This is a genomic window from Alkalihalobacillus trypoxylicola, from assembly GCF_001590785.1.
GTDB lineage: Bacteria > Bacillota > Bacilli > Bacillales > Bacillaceae_D > Alkalihalobacillus > Alkalihalobacillus trypoxylicola.
In genome coordinates, this window is record NZ_LTAO01000021.1 from 1 (window position 1) to 18,898 (window position 18,898).

General features: G+C 35.3%; 16 protein-coding genes. 13 read left to right on the forward strand and 3 right to left on the reverse strand.

What is annotated here, in order from left to right:
- Window positions 1-365 precede the first annotated feature (365 nt).
- The 3 genes from AZF04_RS12500 to AZF04_RS12510 all read left to right on the forward strand — a co-directional run bounded on the left by AZF04_RS12500 (window position 366) and on the right by AZF04_RS12510 (window position 3,304).
- Window positions 366-1,058, forward strand: coding sequence for an SDR family oxidoreductase (locus tag AZF04_RS12500; RefSeq protein ID WP_061949007.1), 693 nt, complete (start codon window positions 366-368; stop codon window positions 1,056-1,058).
- A gap of 166 nt (window positions 1,059-1,224) precedes the next feature.
- On the forward strand, window positions 1,225-1,836 hold the full coding sequence (locus tag AZF04_RS12505; protein WP_045489020.1) for a DUF3298 and DUF4163 domain-containing protein: 612 nt from the start codon (window positions 1,225-1,227) through the stop codon (window positions 1,834-1,836).
- Window positions 1,837-1,867: 31 nt separating this feature from the next.
- Window positions 1,868-3,304, forward strand: coding sequence for an NAD-dependent succinate-semialdehyde dehydrogenase (locus tag AZF04_RS12510; protein ID WP_061949008.1), 1,437 nt, complete (start codon window positions 1,868-1,870; stop codon window positions 3,302-3,304).
- A 69-nt stretch (window positions 3,305-3,373) separates the two neighbouring features.
- Here the strand turns inward: AZF04_RS12510 and AZF04_RS12515 are convergent, their stop codons facing one another.
- Both AZF04_RS12515 and AZF04_RS12520 read right to left on the reverse strand, forming a co-directional pair.
- On the reverse strand, window positions 3,374-3,814 hold the full coding sequence (locus AZF04_RS12515; protein ID WP_045489015.1) for a Dps family protein: 441 nt from the start codon (window positions 3,812-3,814) through the stop codon (window positions 3,374-3,376).
- Between the two features lie 87 nt (window positions 3,815-3,901).
- On the reverse strand, window positions 3,902-4,573 hold the full coding sequence (locus AZF04_RS12520) for a B3/B4 domain-containing protein (protein WP_061949009.1): 672 nt from the start codon (window positions 4,571-4,573) through the stop codon (window positions 3,902-3,904).
- A gap of 108 nt (window positions 4,574-4,681) precedes the next feature.
- Here AZF04_RS12520 and queG point away from each other — a divergent pair, with 108 nt between their 5' ends.
- The 6 genes from queG (at window position 4,682) to AZF04_RS12555 (ending at window position 10,556) form a co-directional block, all read left to right on the forward strand.
- Window positions 4,682-5,824 carry a tRNA epoxyqueuosine(34) reductase QueG gene (gene queG, locus AZF04_RS12525; protein ID WP_061949010.1) on the forward strand — a complete coding sequence of 381 codons (1,143 nt, stop codon included), beginning with the start codon at window positions 4,682-4,684 and terminating at the stop codon, window positions 5,822-5,824.
- 39 nt (window positions 5,825-5,863) lie between these two features.
- Window positions 5,864-6,442, forward strand: coding sequence for a methylated-DNA--[protein]-cysteine S-methyltransferase (locus tag AZF04_RS12530; protein WP_061949011.1), 579 nt, complete (start codon window positions 5,864-5,866; stop codon window positions 6,440-6,442).
- 637 nt (window positions 6,443-7,079) lie between these two features.
- Entirely contained in the window at window positions 7,080-7,658 is a 579-nt protein-coding gene (locus AZF04_RS12535; RefSeq protein ID WP_061949012.1) for a hypothetical protein, read from the forward strand.
- A gap of 542 nt (window positions 7,659-8,200) precedes the next feature.
- Entirely contained in the window at window positions 8,201-9,076 is an 876-nt protein-coding gene (locus tag AZF04_RS12545) for an amidase domain-containing protein (RefSeq protein ID WP_061949014.1), read from the forward strand.
- Between the two features lie 108 nt (window positions 9,077-9,184).
- On the forward strand, window positions 9,185-9,658 hold the full coding sequence (trmL, locus tag AZF04_RS12550) for a tRNA (uridine(34)/cytosine(34)/5-carboxymethylaminomethyluridine(34)-2'-O)-methyltransferase TrmL (protein WP_045488990.1): 474 nt from the start codon (window positions 9,185-9,187) through the stop codon (window positions 9,656-9,658).
- Between the two features lie 343 nt (window positions 9,659-10,001).
- A complete protein-coding gene (locus AZF04_RS12555; RefSeq protein ID WP_045488988.1) occupies window positions 10,002-10,556 on the forward strand; it encodes a YufK family protein in 555 nt (184 codons plus the stop codon).
- On the opposite strand, the gene AZF04_RS12560 is transcribed toward AZF04_RS12555, so the two are convergent.
- The gene (locus AZF04_RS12560; protein ID WP_061949015.1) at window positions 10,553-12,415 is read right to left on the reverse strand and encodes a transglycosylase domain-containing protein; all 1,863 of its coding nucleotides are present in this window, start codon (window positions 12,413-12,415) and stop codon (window positions 10,553-10,555) included. The genes AZF04_RS12555 and AZF04_RS12560 overlap by 4 nt on opposite strands.
- Window positions 12,416-12,640: 225 nt before the next feature.
- On the opposite strand from AZF04_RS12560, the gene AZF04_RS12565 reads away from it, so the two are divergent.
- The 4 genes from AZF04_RS12565 to AZF04_RS12580 all read left to right on the forward strand — a co-directional run bounded on the left by AZF04_RS12565 (window position 12,641) and on the right by AZF04_RS12580 (window position 18,119).
- A complete protein-coding gene (locus AZF04_RS12565; RefSeq protein WP_061949016.1) occupies window positions 12,641-14,536 on the forward strand; it encodes a PrkA family serine protein kinase in 1,896 nt (631 codons plus the stop codon).
- A 491-nt stretch (window positions 14,537-15,027) separates the two neighbouring features.
- Complete coding sequence (gene lepB / locus AZF04_RS12570) at window positions 15,028-15,561, forward strand: signal peptidase I (protein ID WP_061949017.1); 534 nt, start codon at window positions 15,028-15,030, stop codon at window positions 15,559-15,561.
- A 408-nt stretch (window positions 15,562-15,969) separates the two neighbouring features.
- Window positions 15,970-17,139 carry a sporulation protein YhbH gene (yhbH, locus tag AZF04_RS12575; protein ID WP_045488979.1) on the forward strand — a complete coding sequence of 390 codons (1,170 nt, stop codon included), beginning with the start codon at window positions 15,970-15,972 and terminating at the stop codon, window positions 17,137-17,139.
- A gap of 416 nt (window positions 17,140-17,555) precedes the next feature.
- On the forward strand, window positions 17,556-18,119 hold the full coding sequence (locus tag AZF04_RS12580; RefSeq protein WP_061949018.1) for a hypothetical protein: 564 nt from the start codon (window positions 17,556-17,558) through the stop codon (window positions 18,117-18,119).
- The last annotated feature ends 779 nt before the right edge of the window (window positions 18,120-18,898 follow it).

Here is an 18,898-nt window from a genome sequence, read left to right on the forward strand (position 1 = left end):
ATTTCATATTTTTCTTCTGCGGAATAGGATCGTTTGGACATAAAAAATACTCCCCCGTAGGTAGTCAGATTTATTTTTTTAATCTGTCTACCTATTGGGGAGCATATCACTGTTAAAATGGAGGGTTCTTTTGAATGGGTACATTCTCTATGAAAACAGATGTAGATTTCTTTATTAGCTTTACACTCCATTTTCGTCCACTATATATATAAGTTTATAGATTGTAAGAACGGATGAGAAAATCGTTAAACAATAAAGAGGTTAGGCAGGAAAAAGGGCGATAAATCACGAATTAGTTAAAGATTTAGTTATTAGAATTTAGGGAATAGATCATTAACATACGAACTTTGGGAGGGAATATTATCATGAATATTCTAGTAACAGGTGCGAATCGTGGATTAGGTTTAGCTTTGGTTAAACAAGGAATTGAACAAGGTCATTTTATGATTGCTTCCGTTCGCTCTCCTCATTCAAAATTAAAGGAAATTAAAAAGGTGATTGATTCACATCCCGAGCAAGTAAAAATGCTTATATTAGATGTTACGGATGAGCACTCTACGAAAGAAGCTAAAAAAGAGGTTGATAAATGGGGAATAAAGCTTGATTCAATCGTGAATAGTGCGGGTGTATTAATATCAAGAGAAAAAGAGCTAGAGCAATTAAACTTTGACGAAGGTATGGCAACATTTGAAATTAACACTTTTGGACCTGTAAGAGTTATGAAGCATTTTTTACCTTTATTAAATAAAGAAGGAAGTAGTGTTATTAATATATCTTCTGATGCAGGTTCTGTAGAGAATACGTATAGCGGAGATTACTTTTATGGCATGTCAAAGGCTGCATTAAATATGTTTTCAGAAAAACTAAGAATAGGATTTCCTCATTTAAAGGTTTTATCGATTCACCCAGGATGGATGAAAACGGACATGGGAGGGATAGAGGCTGAATTTAATCCTGATGAAGTAGCAGCAGAAATTTTAAAAAGCATTAAAGGAAAAAAAGCAGTCGATCCTAATCATACTTTTTATGATTTCAAAGGTCATAAATTAAATTTCTAAAACAATAAAAAAGTTTTAAAAGAATGGAGAGGTTTAACTTCTGCATTCTTTTTTCTATTGAAGGGTTGTATCGGATTTTTCTTTCATTTTACTCAATACTTATCATTTTTGAGCATAAACATGAACAGAAGTCTATAAGCGTTGTAAAATGAAAGGGGATGATCTGATGAATACATCCATATTACCTGTGTCCATAAAAGCAAGGCATATTGTGGAGCCGCGAATCGACATTTACTTCCCTCAGCTAACTAGTCTAACGAACAAAACCATTGAAAAGCAATTAAATGAACGAATTGAAACTCAAGTATATCGAATGATTCGCAAGCAAGGTTACTTAGAAAATAAAGATTTAGAAATTACAGGAGGCTTTGATGTTAAGAACAATCAACAAAATATATTTAGTGTGACCAATAGTCATTACTCGTATAGTAAAGGAGCTGCGCATGGCTTAACAATGGTCCGCTCTTTAACGATGGATGTTGAATTAGGAAAGGTATATACTTTAAGAGAATTATTTAAGAAAGACGCTCCTTACCAAAAGAAAATAAATGAACAGATTAATCTACAAATTAAAGAGAGAAAAATGGATTTACTAAATGAATTTAAAGGTATCCATCCTAATCAGTTTTTTTATGTGGCTGATAAAACGTTAGTTATTTATTTTCAGCTTTATGATTTGCAAGCATATGTCTATGGTCTCACTTATTTTCCGATTTCTATTTATCTTTTACAGGACATATTGGATGAAGACGGACCATTAGGTAAACTATTATATTAATGTTGTATAGAAGGTTTATTTTGGTGGAGTAATGAAAGGAGAAAGATTAGTGAAGTTTTATATTAATGGTGAATGGTGTGGAGAAGAACTAGAGCAAATCGATGTATATAATCCTGCGACGAGTGAGGTTATTGATACAGTTCCAGCTGGTGGTGAATTAGAAGCAAAACGCTGTGTCGATGCTGCTTTCAAAGCATTAACGGAGTGGCGTAATTTATCGGCTCATGAACGCAGTGATGTTTTAATGAAATGGTTCCATTTGATTGAAGAAAATGAATATGAGCTTGGTAAAATCATGACACTAGAACAAGGTAAGCCTTTAAAAGAAGCTCGAGGCGAAATTAATTATGCTAATTCTTTTATTAAGTGGTATGCGGAAGAAGGAAAAAGAGTTTACGGTGAAACGATTCCTGCTTCTGTTAGCAATAAAAGAATTTTTGTACAAAAACAACCAATTGGTGTAGTTGCCGCTATAACACCATGGAATTTTCCAGCTGCTATGATTACGAGAAAGGTGGCCCCTGCGTTAGCTGTAGGATGTACGGTTATTATAAAGCCTGCTGAACAAACACCATTAACGGCATTAAAGCTTATAGAATTAGCTGAAAAAGCCGGAATTCCAAAAGGAGTTATCAATGTCATTACGGGTGATGCTGAGAACATAACGGCTGTTTGGCAAAAAGATGATCGAGTGCGCAAATTGACCTTTACAGGTTCTACAGAAGTCGGTAAAATTTTGATGAAGGGAGCAGCTGAAACGGTTAAGAAATTATCGCTTGAGCTTGGAGGTCATGCCCCTTTTATTGTTTTGGATGATGCTGATTTAGATTTGGCTTGTGAACAATTTATTCTATCTAAATTTAGAAATGCTGGTCAAACTTGTATTTGTGCGAATCGAATTTATGTTCATGAAACGGTATTTAATGATTTTGTAGAAAAGGCAAAGTTTGCGGTATCAAAGCTTAAAGTCGGGAATGGTTTAGAAGAAGAAGTAGATATTGGACCGCTTATTGATGAAGAGTCTGTTCAAAAAGTGCAAAGCCAGCTAGATGATGCTTTAGAAAAGGGAGCGGAGCTCATTTGCGGAGGGAAAGAAATGGAAGGTCTATATTTCCAACCAACGGTTCTTGCTCATGTAAACGAAGAAATGATTTGTATGCAAGAAGAAACCTTTGGTCCGATTGCTCCGATTTCTTCCTTTAAAACAGATAAGGAAGTGATTGAAAGAGCCAATAATTCCATATATGGATTAGCTGCTTATGTATTTACAAAGGATATTAACCGTGCTATTTCAGTTAGTGAGCAATTAGATTTTGGTATTATTGGAATGAATGATGGAGCTCCTTCTATCGCACAAGCGCCTTTTGGCGGAATGAAGCAAAGTGGACTAGGTCGAGAAGGTGGCCAGCAAGGAATGGAAGAGTTTTTAGAAGTGAAATACATGTCATTAGCCATTAGTAAAGAATGAGATTAATGTGATGCTATAAAATAAGTGAAGCTCAACCTTAGGTTTCCCTAATGGCTGAGCTTTCTTTTGTTATTTCAAAAACGAACGGAGCATCCAATTGTGTTTTTCAAGTGATTGGTGAATAGCCAACAGCATATCAGCCGTTGTTTCGTCTCCTAATTCCTCAGCGGCATCCATGCCTTCTTTTAACTCTTCAATTAATATGTTAAAATCATCGACAAGGTTAGATACCATGTCTTCAGCGTTTAAGTTATAGTTGCCTTCTTTTACAGATGCTGCTTCTAGGTGCTCTTTCATCGTTGCTAAAGGCTTTCCTTTTAATGCTAATAATCGTTCTGCAAGCTCATCAATATGAGTTGCAGCTTCATTATATAATTCTTCAAATTTTTCATGAAGTGTAAAAAATTGAGGACCTTTTACATACCAATGATAGTTGTGTAATTTGGTAAATAGTACACTCCAGTTTGCAACTTGTTTGTTAAGTATAGTGGATACTTTTTCATGACTCATTTCAAATCGTCCTCCTTAATTTATTTTCATTATTATTTTCCCAAATTAAAAAAGGTTTAAACAAAAACTTTTGAATTAGTAAGCAGTTTAGTCATGTAAAAGATGGATTTTAGATTGACCTCCATGTAATTGATGGAACATTCGATCGGCTGCTTGCAGAAGTTGATGGCTTTCATCTAAGGTAAGTTCTGGATTTAAATAAAATATTTGTAAAGTATTGGTTGTAGCCTTCGTAACCTCTGCTCTATTATAACGAAAAATAGGGCTTCCAAAAGGGCCTTTAGAATCTGAACTCAGCAATAAGTTTTTCACTTCTAGTTTTTGATTATCTTCATGTATAATGGTATCTGTTTCTAAACCAAGTCGAATCGTTATATCACCGTGCAATTGATCTAGGTCATATAACTCGATTGGAATTTGATATTGAAGAGATAGAAATCGGTTGATATCACTTGCTGAATGGATCGATTCTAATTTTCTTCCAGCTTGAACTTGCTGTAATAACAATTCCGAAGAAGGGAGATTTTCTTTTGGAGAAAGCTGAAGAGCTTTTAACATACTTCTCCAGTTTTCAATCTTTTGGAATGTATCGTAAGGTTTTTCTGCTAATTCAAGCTGTAATGCTTCTTGAAAAAATTGAAATCTTCCTCTTAACATTTGAGGTGAATCATCAATCACGATATGATAAGAAGTAATGATTCCAATTTTTATTTGAGGAATGGCTTTTAATAGGGTTCGCTCTAATAAAGGTGGTTTCATTGAGTGTGGCCTCCGTGTCTGAATTTCTTTTATCATAGCAATAATTACTTTAAAAAGAAAAGTTCTAATACAGAAGTAGGTATTTAGGAATAAAAAGAAGGTGAGCTTGTGACAAATGCCCAATTTAAAGAAGAGTTAATTGCATATAGTAAAACAATCGGGATAGATAAAATTGGTTTCACATCAGCTGACCCTTTTTTATCTTTAAAAGAAAGGTTACTAACACAAAAGAAGCTGGGTTATGAGTCTGGATTTGAAGAGCCTGACATAGAGAAAAGGACGGATCCAACTTTAACATTATCATCGGCAAGATCGATTATTTCGATTGCGGTTGCCTATCCTGCAAAAATGAAAAACCCTCCAAAAAGTAAAAAAGGTGAACGAAGAGGAGTTTTTTGTAGAGCTTCGTGGGGTATGGATTATCATCAAGTTCTAAGAGACCGTTTAAGTAAGCTAGAAGAGTTTATAAAAAAACAAATTCCTCATGCTGAAATGGTATCAATGGTTGATACTGGAGCTTTATCAGATAGAGCTGTTGCCTTACGAGCAGGAATCGGCTGGAGTGCGAAAAATTGCGCAATTATCACACCTGAATTTGGTAGTTATGTCTATTTAGGTAATTTAATTACCTCTGTGCCGATTGAACCAGATACACCATTAACCGAACAATGTGGTAGCTGTACAAAATGTATAGATGCTTGTCCTACCGGTGCATTAGTTCAGGGAGGACAATTAAATGCACAAAAATGTATTTCTTTTCTTACTCAAACAAAAGGTTTAATAGAAGACCAATATCGTAAAAAAATTGGTAATCGTTTGTATGGTTGTGATACATGTCAGCAGGTATGTCCCAAAAATAAAGGAATTGATATACATCATCATCAAGAGTTAGAGCCAGACCCTGAGATTGCAAAGCCATTACTTATTCCTTTATTAAAGATAAGTAATCGAGAATTTAAAGAGAAGTTTGGACATATATCTGGCTCATGGAGAGGAAAAAAACCTATACAAAGAAATGCCATTTTAGCACTAGCTCATTTCAAGGAAGAAGCTGCATTAGATGATTTAAAATCTTTGATGGAATCAGACCCCAGACCAGTTATTAGAGGGAGTGCTGCTTGGGCAATTGGGAAGATAGGTAGAGAAGATACAAAAGAATGGTTAATGGATGCACTGAAAAAGGAGCAGGAAGAGGAAGTTTTGGGTGAGATAAAAAAAGGCTTAGATTTGTTAAGTAAAATTAGTCACTGAGTTATAATGGGTCATAATGAAAGAGAAAGAAGGGGTAACATGACTACGCAGGGAAATGTTTTTATGACGGAGATGGATAGTCACCTTGGTCCTCTTACTATCTTAGCTACTAAAAATGGTGTTTGTCATATTCAATTTGGTCGTTTTGAGAGAAATCAAATGTCAACTCTTGCTAAATTAAAAAAGCTTGGATTGCATGGGGATATCATCGAAAATGAACATGAAGAAATGATGAAGATAGCTGTAGAACAACTAAATGAATACTTTGCAGGTAAACGAAAAGAATTTACTGTGCCATTAGATATATACGGTACGAATTTTCAACAAAAAGTATGGCTTGCTTTAAAGGAAATTGAATATGGAAAAACCTCTTCTTATAAAGCCGTCGCTGAAAGAATAGGTGCACCTAAAGCGGTGAGGGCAATAGGCGGAGCTAATAATAAAAATCCAATCCCGATTATCATTCCTTGTCACCGTGTCATAGGTAGTAATGGAAATATGGTCGGATATGGTGGAGGGTTGGACAAAAAGAAAACCTTACTGATGCTAGAGGGTTATTTCCCTATTGAAGAGCCGCTATCCTTATTTCCAGAAAATCAGAGAGAATTAGCTAAATAACCTTTGGTTAAATGAAGTGCTAAAAAAAGTGAACGGAAGTGTGAATGCACAGCTGTTCGCTTTTTGTTGTGTAAGGAATCGAAGAATATAATTCAATATGGGAATATTGTTTCCCTAATACTTTTGATAAACAAGGATTAAAAGGAGATTCATTAACATCTTTTGGAAATCGTAAAAGTTATTTATACTATATATATTTGAGTCAATTTCTTAATTGCTCTATAAGTGAATTCACTCGTTAATTGTAACGGTAGGTAGTGACTCCCAAAGGATGAGCGCCGTTTGAAGATCCACTCTGACGAAACCCAGCGTAGTCAGAGTTAGCTGAAGACAAGCCCTTGGGAAAGCATCTACCTAAAGTGGAAATCAAACACCTAACCGCTTGGTTTTTATTAAAAGACAAATGTTTGTTAATAATTTGTTGATTGAAACGGTAGGTAGGGACTCCCAAAGGATCAGCGCAGTGTGAAGATCCACTCTGACGAAGCCCAGCGTAGTTAGAGTTAGCTGAGGACAAGCCCTTGGGAAAGCATCTACCTAAAGTGGAAATCAAACACCTAATCGATCGATTTTCATTAAAAGGTAGGAATGATGAAATGGATTCATTATTTTTTTCAGTGGGTGAAGGAGGAGAAATTTGGAAAAATTTAAAGATTATCAATGGAGAGTCACAAAATACAATCCTGATTTTAGAGATGAAAATGGATACTATACTTTAGATGAGGAATGGACATGTCCTTCTGAAATAGGGAAAAATATTAACGGAAAAGAATTCACCTTAGAACAATATCTTCATGTTGAAGCCTCTTATATCCATTCCGTTATTCAGTTTATGGAGGAAAGTAGATTAGATTCATTAAGAATCTTACAATTAGAATGTGATTTTACAGAAGAAGCTAGGACTTCCCCATTATACGAAAAAGAATTTGAACAGTTAAATTTGAGAGAGGATGTAATGTTAAATAAACACGAAATTCGACTAGTATGCAAAATGGTTTTACGAAACTTTATATGGTGTAAATTGTATGGTAAAAAGCATTTTTTCATCCATTTTGGTTATGATTATTATATGTATATCGGCTCTCATACAAATTGTTTATCCGCTATTGAGTCAGCAACAAATAGTGGGTTGTTTGTTGAAACTTTTATGTCTCCCTATTTTATTACTGAGGCAGAAATAATCAGAGAAACTAATTGGAATGAAAAAGATGTATGAAGTAAGGCTGTGAACTTTTAAAAAAACAAAAGCTATTTAAGTAAGAATGTTTGTTTTTCTCAATCAATTAGAGACCGGGACTAAACCTGTATTAAGATCATTACGTGAGAGAAAATTGAAAATGATGTGTAATGGATTCAAACATAAAGAACGAATGATGAAACCTCCTTCTTTTGAAAGAAAGGAGGTTTTTTTGAACGACGAGATTCTCTATGAAAGACGTAAGCTAGCGGACACAAGGAACGGAGGCTCCAGTGGGAGGAAGTGGCCATGCCGAAAAAAAAGTTCATTCGGCAGCTCCCAACCAGACGCGAACTGTCTTGGGGGAGCGAACAGCTGGCCACCTAACATGTGTGAAAACATTCATTCATGAGTATTGTCTCACCCTCCCTTGCTAGTTTTATTTTTTTAGTTTGTTAACAGACCGATCAAATAGTTGAAAATAAATAATGGTTTCAAAGAGGTTAATTAACTATTCCGTTGCTTTTTATTCATCTTTTTCTTTTTTGTTTCATATCGTTGGATAAAAGGTAGGTGGAGTTATGTTGTCAGAGTTGAAAAATTTAATTGAAATACGAAATGAAGGATTTGTGAAAAATCAGCGTTTCTTTTCTTCTCTACAAGAAGAAGAATGCCTAAAAAGAATGAAGCAATCTTATAAACGAAGAGGCGCAGAATTGGTTCGTTCACAAGTTCATGGAAGAATACTGTCTAAAAAGAAGTGGGATCATCAAACAGAGGTTGGGTATATTTTACATTATGAACAATTAATCAAAATGGATCAGCACTTTTATGTGCAAGAGAGAATGGAGACAAGAAAGGCCCTTTTTGAAAAAAAACATTTAGTTGAAGACGTTTTGAACCCTCCCATTGTAAAAAATGCCGCAGAACAAAATGGTACTAAGGAAATATCAAATGAAAGAGTAAGTGGAGCCTCATACAATCGTTTAGAAGCTGTTAGATATGCAGAACTGTGGTGGGATGACTATAATCCTCATTATCACAAATTCACTGATAATTGTACGAATTTTATTTCTCAATGTTTAAAAGCTGGAAACGCACCGATGAGAGGTTTTCCTAATCGATCCAAGGGCTGGTGGTATCAAAATAATAATTGGAGCTATAGCTGGTCTGTGGCCCACTCGATGAGATGGTATTTAAGTGGTTCAACATCTGGTCTAAGAGGAGAGGAAAGAGAAAGTGCATCCGAGCTGATTCCAGGAGATGTCATATGCTATGATTTTGATGGAGATGGACGATGGCAGCATACGACCATTGTAGTAGCAAAGGATGCAAATGGAGAGCCATTAGTGAATGCACAAACGACAAATAGTCGAATGCGCTACTGGACTTATGAAGATTCTACAGCCTGGACACCAGACATTAAATATAAGTTCTTTCATATTGTGACCAATTAAAGAAAAGTAAAAGCAAGTTAAAATGACCTAAACAACATTCAGACGCTGATTGTTTTTTTTTGATATAATAACATTGAGATAAAAAATGCAGAAACAGAGGTGTAAGATTTGGGGTTACATATCGTACTATATCAGCCAGAAATTCCAGCAAATACAGGGAATATTGCACGTACCTGCGTAGGGACTAATACTTCCTTACATTTAATTAGACCATTAGGCTTTTCGACAGAAGACCGGATGTTAAAAAGGGCAGGTTGTGATTATTGGCCAGATGTAAAAATACATTATTATGACTCAATTCAAGAACTGTTTAACCAATTTCCTGATGATGAGTTTTATTTTATTGAAACGTTTGGTACTAAAAATTATACAGATTTTGATTATAGTGATGATTCAAAAGAGCATTTCTTCGTCTTTGGAAAAGAGACGACAGGCATTCCACAGGAAATCATTAACGAGCATAAAGACCGTTGTTTTAGAATTCCGCAAACGGATAAAATTCGTTCTCTGAATGTGTCGAATACAGCTGCTATAATTATTTATGAAGCGATTCGTCAAAGAGGGTTTGAAGGTTTACAATAAAAAACTCGTCTAGTCATTGATTTGACTAGACGAGCCCTTGCTTATTTCTTATGTGGATTTTCTTCGTATCCCGCAGTAAAGATAGCCACTAAAAATACGAGGCATACCCCAAGAATAAGTAATGTTGCCATGATGAAGTTAAACCTCCCTTATGTAAATGATTCTAGCCAACTTAGAGGTTAGCGGAAGCATCACACTTTATCTCAATGTATCTAAGCTTTATTATAATGGATTTGCGTAAAAAAAGAAACGTACCAATCTTGAATTTATTTAGAACTTAATTGAAATATACTATTCCCGCAATAATCAATTGTATTCGTATGAAAGATGGGAGAATTTATTCGTGTCCAATCGTTATATTACTAGTCATTTCCCTTTAATTTCTATATTGTTATTTAGCTTATCATTCGCTTTATTTGTACAAGGCTACATTTTAGAGCAGCTGGTGGAATTCGGTCTTTATGATGGAATGCGTGAGTTTTTTTCCGAAAATGGAATTAAGTTAACTCTTTTATTCTTACTTGTTTTCCTCTTTTTTATGATTTTTTCAGCATTGAAATTAATAGCTGATACCGTTTTCCAATTATCGATGCTCTTTTTTTCTAAAGACGAGGAGGGTAAGGAATTAATCAAGGTTCGCTACGGTACTTGGATTTTTTTAATTTCCGGAATACTTTCTCTTTTTCTAACCTTTAATTGGATTTGGTTACTACTTCTATTTGTGTTCACATGCTTTATTTACTTTACCTACTTTATCTATACCGTTAGTAGTTCTTTAACTTTCCTAGGTATGTGTGGTATGGTCTTTTTTCAAGTGATTTTCTGGTCTACTTTTATTTTATTAATCCTATTTGCATGTTTTAAGCTATACAATAGTTTTATCGCTAGCTTGCCTTAGCTAGGAGGATTTAATATCTGTCTCCAAATCGTCAAATGTGGGGAAGAGGTATTCATATGCTGTATACTTTCCCACTGATCCTTTCCGACCCAGACCCCTGCTGTGTATTCATCGGTTAAACCAATAAACCATAAGTCAAAGTATTGATTAGAAGTACCCGTTTTCCCTCCAATATAAGAGCTTGAAAATTGAGCTCGCCGACCCGTACCATTTGCTACGACATTACTAAGTAATTCTCTCATGTGATCATTGGTTTCCTTACTCCAAACCTCCACACTTTTATCATTCCACTCATAGAGTACATTTCCATCTAAGTCTTTTACGGATACTATTGCTCGCGAAGGAGTGTATTTTCCGTCATTTGCAAAGGTTGTATAGGCTAGGGTCATTTCAAGTGGCGACATTCCATATTCGAAACCACCAAGAGCGGTCGGTAAGCGCTGGTCCGTTTCTGTTACCTTCTCAAATTGAAAGGGTTCTAAATAGGAGAAAGCTGTCTCTAATCCAACTTCATTTAAAATCCTTACAGCAGGCGTATTGTACGAATGTTGAAAGGCTTGATTAATCGTGACATGACCATATTCAGCTCCACCATAATTTTTAGGACAATAGCTCCCAAAACAAGCATTGTTCGCATTTACCTGTGAATATACTTCCACATTTTTCTCTTCAAAATAAGGTGCATAGACAAGAAGGGACTTAATGGCTGAACCTGGATGTCTATAGCTTTGATAAGCACGGTGGAAATCAAACTTGTTATAGTTATGCCCAGCTGTTAAAGAAATAATTTGATGAGTATCATGGTCAATAATGACACCGACTCCTTGGATATCTCCGTTTCCTAACGTACGATTAATTACACTTAAAGCATTTTCTTGATAGGTAGGATCTAGTGCCGTTTCAATGACAACACCATTTGATAAAACCTCATCAAAACGTACTTTTAACTGTTCAGCTATCTCCTGGTTTCCCTCTTCTTCATTATTTTTATACAGCTTATCATAGCCTTCATTTTTCGATATTAAAGCTCTTAATTCATCATATACAAATGTGACATATTCTGGATATAAATCCTTTCTTTCTTTAACATGAAGGACAATCTCTTCCTCTAGTGCTTGAGTATATTCATCCTTGGAGATTTCTTCATGCTCAAGCATCTTTTCTAAAATCCAGTTCTTTCTTAATTCGGTCTGGTCTTTATTTTTTAATGGATTATAATGCGAAGGATTGTTTGGAATTGCTGATAGAAAAGCAACCTCTCCAATAGAAAGATCTTCACTTGTTTTCTGAAAATAGTATTGGCTTGCTGCTTCAATACCATAAATATTGTTATGGAAAAAAACCGTATTTAAATATAATTCCAAGATTTCTTCCTTTGAATATGTATTCTCTAGTTCATACGCATAAAGTAGCTCGCTAAACTTTCTCTCATAGCTTACCTCATGTGTTAAATAGAGGTTTCTAACGAGTTGTTGAGTGATAGTACTGGCTCCTTCTTCAATATCTTGGCTTCTTAAGTTGATTGAAATTGCTCTTACAATACCCGGAACATCATAGCCTTGGTGATCAAAAAATCGATGATCCTCTGTTGCTACAAATGCAGATATAAAGGAGGAAGGAATTCGATCGAAAGGTAAATAAATTCTATTTTCATCATGAGAGAATTCAGATATGAGTTGGTCGTGACGGTCATAGATATAACTATTTTGTGATAGCTTTATTTCTGTTAGGTTCACTCTTTCTTCAATGACGGCATTTATTGGTTTTACTTCATTAAATTCCTTTGCTGTTTCAATCAGTAGATAACATAGGCTTGCAAATAAAACGATAATAACAAACCAGCCTGTGCTAATTTTCATTCTATGTAACCTCACTTCAAGTATTTTACATAATAAGGGAAAATCTATCATCCCTCTATCTATTGTAGCATGAGTTTGGATAGGGCGATGTAGGATTTTTTATTATAAATTTATGAAAGGTTTTGATAAATGAACGTTCTTTTTCAATTGTGATGCATGTTCATAATCAGCTTCGCATAAGTTTAAATAATCTCGCACTTGACCTGAGAGGATGGAGGTACGCGAATGGATATCTTAAAAAAAGTGGAGCTGTTTAGGGAAGAGGAAGAACGTTTAAAGTGGGAAGGGACATTTGCTGAATACTTACAATTATTAAAGGAAAAGCCATGGGTTGCACAAACGGCCCATTCCCGTGTCTATCATATGATTGATGATGCGGGAGTAGAAGAAGTGGATGGAAAGAAGCATTATCGTTTTTTCAAAGAGCAAATATACGGTTTAGAGGATTCGATTGAGCGTCTAGTGGAAGAATATTTTCACTCCGCAGCAAAGCGGTTGGATGTCAGAAAAAGAATTCTATTACTGATGGGGCCAGTTAGTGGGGGGAAATCAACGCTCGTAACGATGTTAAAAAGAGGTCTAGAAAAATATTCGAGAACAGAACGAGGAGCCGTATATGCCATCAAAGGGTGTCCGATGCATGAAGATCCCCTTCATTTAATTCCACAGCATTTAAGAACTGATTTTCAGGATGAATATGGAATTAAAATCGAGGGGAATTTGTCACCTCTTAATATGATGCGCTTAGAGGAAGAGTATGGTGGTCGAATTGAAGATGTAGTTGTAGAAAGGATCTTTTTTTCGGAAGATAAAAGAGCAGGAATTGGAACGTTTAGTCCATCTGATCCGAAGTCGCAAGATATTGCAGATTTAACAGGGAGCATTGATTTCTCTACCATTGCCGAATATGGCTCTGAGTCTGACCCTAGAGCTTATCGTTTTGATGGAGAATTAAATAAAGCAAACAGAGGGATGATGGAATTTCAGGAAATGCTGAAATGCGATGAAAAGTTTTTATGGCACCTATTGTCATTAACACAAGAGGGTAACTTCAAAGCGGGTCGATTTGCTCTCATTAGTGCAGACGAACTGATTGTTGCTCATACAAATGAATCAGAATATAAATCCTTTATTTCTAATAAGAAAAATGAAGCCCTTCATTCTCGAATTATTGTGATGAAAATCCCTTATAATTTAAGAGTGAAAGAAGAAGAAAGAATTTATAAAAAAATGATTGAAGACAGTGATTTATCACATGTCCACATTGCTCCTCATGCATTGAAAATAGCAGCTATTTTTACGATTCTGACGCGCTTAAAGGAGCCTAAAAAGCAAGGAGTCGATTTGGTTAAAAAAATGCGCCTTTATGACGGAGAAAGTGTCGAAGGGTTTAATCAGCAGGATTTACAGGAGCTACAAGAAGAATATCCTGATGAAGGTATGAGTGGAATCGATCCAAGGTATGTCATTAATCGGATATCATCTGCTATTATTAGAAAGCAATTAACATCCATTAATGCATTAGATGTTTTACGTTCGATAAAAGAAGGTCTTGATCAGCACGCCTCGATTTCGAAGGAAGAGCGTGAACGCTACCTCGATTTTATTGCGGTTGCAAGAAAAGAATATGATGCTTTGGCGAAAAGCGAAGTTCAAAAAGCGTTTGTTTATTCGTTCGATGAATCTGCGGTTACTTTAATGGATAATTACTTAGACAATGTAGAAGCTTATTGTAACAAAAACAAATTACGCGACCCACTAACAGGGGAAGAAATGACGCCTGACGAAAAGCTAATGAGGTCAATAGAGGAGCAGATAGGTATTTCAGAAAACGCCAAAAAAGCATTTCGAGAAGAGATTCTTATTCGTATATCTGCTTTTGCTAGAAAAGGGAAGAAATTTGATTACAACTCTCATGAACGCCTTCGCGAAGCCATTCAGAAAAAGCTTTTTGCTGATTTAAAGGATATTGTCAAAATTACGACATCAACTAAAACACCAGACGAATCACAGCTTAAGAAAATGAACGAAGTGATAGCAAGACTGATTGACGAGCATGGCTATAACTCAGTTTCGGCTAACGAACTCCTACGCTATGTAGGCAGTTTATTAAATCGTTAAATAACAAGCAACATTAATCATAATAAATACAATCACTCCTTCAAAATCAATGTGTGATGATACCATTTGAAGGAGTCTTTTTTATGTTACCGGAGTGAATTTTTTCATAATGGCTCTATAAGTGAATGAAACCGAACTTTTATTATAGTAATGTCCTGACTGTTCATGAAACAACTCTTTGATTGTAATGGTAGGTAGTGACTCCCAAAGGATAAGCGCAGTCTGAAGATCCACTCTGAAGATGTTTTGCGTAGTCAGAGTTAACCGAAGACAAGCACTTTGGGAAAGCATCTACCTAAAGTGAAAATCAAAAACCAAATTGTTCGGTTTTCATTATAAGATATGCATGATGGAATGGATTCACCTAAAATAAATATTGGCTATTTTAGAGTTAAGACTTTTAGAAGGCAAATACGAAGAGGCAGGGTTGTGTGCAAGGGTGGAAGATGATAAATTATAGAAGTAGGTAAAAAAGAAAAAAGGTGACGGATATGTATCGTGAAGAAAATCCTTGGCTGGAATGGGGAAAAGCCATTTTTGTAGCAATTATCATTGTTTTTATTATTCGAACGTTTTTATTTACAAGCTACGAAGTGCGTGGTGAATCAATGCTCCCAACAGCTCATGATGGAGAACGATTTATTGTCAATAAAGTAGGCTATGATTTTCTAAGTCCTAAACGCTTCGATATGATTGTCTTTCATGCAAATGAACAGGATGATTATATTAAAAGGGTAATCGGTTTACCTGGTGAAGAAATTATGTACAAGGATGACACCCTTTTTGTGAACGGAAAACCGGTCGAAGAACCATTTTTAGAGGAGCGGAAAAACGAATTTAGCCGAACCTATACTAATGATTTTATGTATCAAGGCGTTATTCCGGAAAATCATGTTTTTGTACTCGGAGATAACCGTCCAAATAGCACAGATAGTCGCAGAATTGGGCCTGTAAATCAGGATCAAATTGTAGGGAAAGTAGATTTGAGATTTTGGCCGATAACAGAAGCTGGGATTATGAGATAAAATGAGATAAAAAATCAATCATGATAACTCATGATAGAAACACGTACTTTTACAGTCGATTTAAATGTTGACTAAAGAGTATGTGTTTTTTTATCTTTTATTCTGAACTCTATGAGTGTCTATAAAAATAATTTTAACAAGCTAAAATAAGGCGAACTCCTTTACGAATAAACTATATTAGCTCTTTTTAATAAGCTTGTACGATTTAAATAGTCGCAATTTTTTAGCAACTAACGCTTGGAATTGCATAGGATAGAGTAAGCCTTTTTTAAGGTGGTTTACTAGTAGACATAGCAGACTCGAAATCATTATATGCACCTATCATGTAAATGTGAAACATAAGAATAAATAGTGAAGTTTTCATTTAGGAAGTTCCCCATATAACTAAATCTACAAGGAGGGAAAATGATGAAAAAAGGAAATGAACATAATTTTGTTGTATCTCAGGAGAACTGGACCCTCCATCGTAAAGGTTATCAAGACCAGCGCCGTCATCAAGAAAAAGTGCAGGAAGCGATTAAGAAGAATTTACCGGATTTAGTGAGTGAGGAAAATATCGTCATGTCTAATGGACGTGAAGTGATTCGAATTCCGATTCGTTCCCTTGATGAATACAAAATTCGTTATAATTATGATAAAAATAAGCATGTCGGTCAAGGAAATGGAAAAAGTAAGGTAGGAGATGTGGTAGCGAGAGATCCAAGTGGGAATGCTCAAAAAGGGCCTGGTAAAGGTGAAGGAGCCGGAGATCAGGCTGGTGAGGATTACTTCGAGGCTGAGGTATCAATCATGGAACTAGAGGAGATGCTCTTTAAAGAATTAGAGCTACCTAATTTACAAAAGAAGGAAGATGCAGAATTTGTCATCGAAGATATCGCCTTTCATGATATACGAAAAAAAGGATTAATGGGAAATATCGATAAAAGAAGAACGATTTTATCAGCCATCAAAAGAAATGCATTAGAAGGAAGACCAGGAATTGTCCCAATTAATAATGATGATTTACGTTTTAAAACGTGGACTGAGATAACAAAGCCCGAATCTAAAGCAGTCGTTTTAGCGATGATGGACACAAGCGGATCGATGGGACGCTGGGAAAAATATATGGCAAGAAGCTTTTTCTTCTGGATGACAAGGTTCCTTAGAACAAAGTATGAAACCGTTGATATCGAATTCATTGCTCATCATACCGAAGCAAGGGTAGTGAGTGAAGAGGATTTTTTCTCAAAGGGAGAAAGCGGCGGTACGATTTGCTCATCTGCCTATCGAAAGGCTTTAGAGCTAATTGACCAAAAATATGACCCTACACGCTTTAATATTTATCCTTTTCACTTTTCAGATGGCGATAATCTAACCTCCGATAACGCCCGTTGTTTAAAGCTCGTTCAGCAGCTAATGGAAGTATCCAGCATGTTTGGTTATGGTGAGGTGAATCAATACTCAAGACACTCCACACTAATGAGCTCCTACAAAAACATAGAGGATGAGCGCTTCCGTCACTATGTATTAAAAGAAAAAGGCGATGTGTACCACGCCATGAAATCCTTTTTCAAAAAGATGGAAACAGAAAAAATATAAGGTGTTTTAAGAAAAGAAAAAGGTCAAAAGGCTTCCTTTGTAAGAGGGAAGTCTTTTGACCGTAATATTGTAAGTTCTGCTCAACCAGAAGCGGAGTTTTTAAAGGATTTATCCATCATGACTATCGATGAAATTATTAAAAAGTTGTATGGTGGTAAAGATGTAGTGAGAGTTATGATATCAGGATTAACGAATGGAGTACCGACAGAAAAGTGATTATTATGTAGACCTTCTCAAATATCGAGACGGTTTTTTTATGTTCTAAATAGTAAGAAGTTGAAGGGAAGTGAAGAAACGATCAGAAGTTGATGAGATTATATTTTAAAAGAGATTTAGGAAAAAGTAATAGATGAAAAATTAATCTTTTAGTGATAAACTCCTAGTTAAATAGTATTGAGTGAGGGAGAGTAAAAAAAATGAAAAAGGCACTATTAGCTTTATTGAGTATATTATTTTTAGTTGCATGTGGTGAATCGGAATCTGAGACTAATGCAAACGGATCTGATCAAGAAGAAATTGAGATCACTGAAGAAAATGTAGAAGATGCGATTGAAGAAGTACAAGAAATCGATACATCAGAAGATGTTGACAGTTTAGAAGTGGATATTGAGGAAGGTGTAAGTATTGACCGAGATATCAATGATGTTACTACAATAGACATTGAAGAATTAAAGAGAGATTTCGAGTACAATGTCTTGGGTGCTGGAGACGAAATATCTCATTTTTCAATTGAAGATGGAGTGATTAAAGTTACAATTACTCAAGAAGAACACGATTTGCTCAGTCTAGAAGATTTAGTAGTTGCAGGTTATAGTGCAGCTGGTGACTTTTTATTAGAGTACGACGGCTGGGATGTTTTAACTATTGACTATCCTGCTGTAGGTGAAGTTAGTATGAATCGATCTGAAAAAGAAAGTAATGAATATGGAGATTACTTTCCAATTCTAAGTATTGAAGAAAAGTTAGGAATTACATATTAAGATGCATTAACAAAGGCTACTCAATAATGGGTGGTCTTTTTTAGTGTGCTATTCAGCAAATTATCGGGATAATCGAATAGTTAGGATATGAGTGGTGTGACTGGAATACCATTAGATATACCATCATTACTTTAAAGACACTTGTCGAAAAGTACGATCTTAAACTAGTTATAAACAAAAGCAGAAAAAGTCGACAAGGGTGGATTAGGTGTCGCCGATAAAGAATGCAACCACTTAAAAAAACTTCTGGGTTATCTTGACAATGTGTCAGAAATAACAAAATTGATAAAATAATGAGAAACTACAAGGGGATCAAATTATAACAAAAGTTCAAAATGGAGTTTGGCAAGTATCCCAAAATATTATGATAAAAGGCTCTGAACAAAAAAAGCTTGCTATTAGATTGTTTTACAATTATAAATTAGATTTTAGATTGAACTAGTTGCTCAAGTTTATAAGCAAATCTTTGAATATGGGAATGTATACTCTTATTTAAATCATGAATAATTTCTTGAATCTTTTCCTTTTTATCAATACTTAAGGTAGGGTATTTTATATCGATTAATTTGTATAGTGTTTCAAAAGTTACGTGAGGGACAAAATCTACTCTTGAATTTAAGGAGAAATTTAGTAGATAGAATTTATTAACCTGAAAAGATAAAAAAGAGCCCTCCTTAGCAGTGAAGTGCCCCCTGTCAAGTAGACAGTGGAAATAATAAAAAATGTTTAAGCGGCTTTAGCTCTATATTCCATAGGGCTAAGGCCGTTTAATCGTTTTT

Coding starts and splice junctions, on each gene's coding strand:
- AZF04_RS12500 (WP_061949007.1), top strand. CDS start 366: ATGAATATTCTAGTAACAGGTGCGAATCGTGGATTAGGTTTAGCTTTG.
- AZF04_RS12505 (WP_045489020.1), top strand. CDS start 1,225: ATGAATACATCCATATTACCTGTGTCCATAAAAGCAAGGCATATTGTG.
- AZF04_RS12510 (WP_061949008.1), top strand. CDS start 1,868: ATGAAAGGAGAAAGATTAGTGAAGTTTTATATTAATGGTGAATGGTGT.
- AZF04_RS12515 (WP_045489015.1), bottom strand. CDS start 3,814: ATGAGTCATGAAAAAGTATCCACTATACTTAACAAACAAGTTGCAAAC.
- AZF04_RS12520 (WP_061949009.1), bottom strand. CDS start 4,573: ATGAAACCACCTTTATTAGAGCGAACCCTATTAAAAGCCATTCCTCAA.
- AZF04_RS12530 (WP_061949011.1), top strand. CDS start 5,864: ATGACTACGCAGGGAAATGTTTTTATGACGGAGATGGATAGTCACCTT.
- AZF04_RS12545 (WP_061949014.1), top strand. CDS start 8,201: ATGTTGTCAGAGTTGAAAAATTTAATTGAAATACGAAATGAAGGATTT.
- AZF04_RS12560 (WP_061949015.1), bottom strand. CDS start 12,415: ATGAAAATTAGCACAGGCTGGTTTGTTATTATCGTTTTATTTGCAAGC.
- AZF04_RS12565 (WP_061949016.1), top strand. CDS start 12,641: ATGGATATCTTAAAAAAAGTGGAGCTGTTTAGGGAAGAGGAAGAACGT.
- lepB (WP_061949017.1), top strand. CDS start 15,028: ATGTATCGTGAAGAAAATCCTTGGCTGGAATGGGGAAAAGCCATTTTT.
- yhbH (WP_045488979.1), top strand. CDS start 15,970: ATGAAAAAAGGAAATGAACATAATTTTGTTGTATCTCAGGAGAACTGG.
- AZF04_RS12580 (WP_061949018.1), top strand. CDS start 17,556: ATGAAAAAGGCACTATTAGCTTTATTGAGTATATTATTTTTAGTTGCA.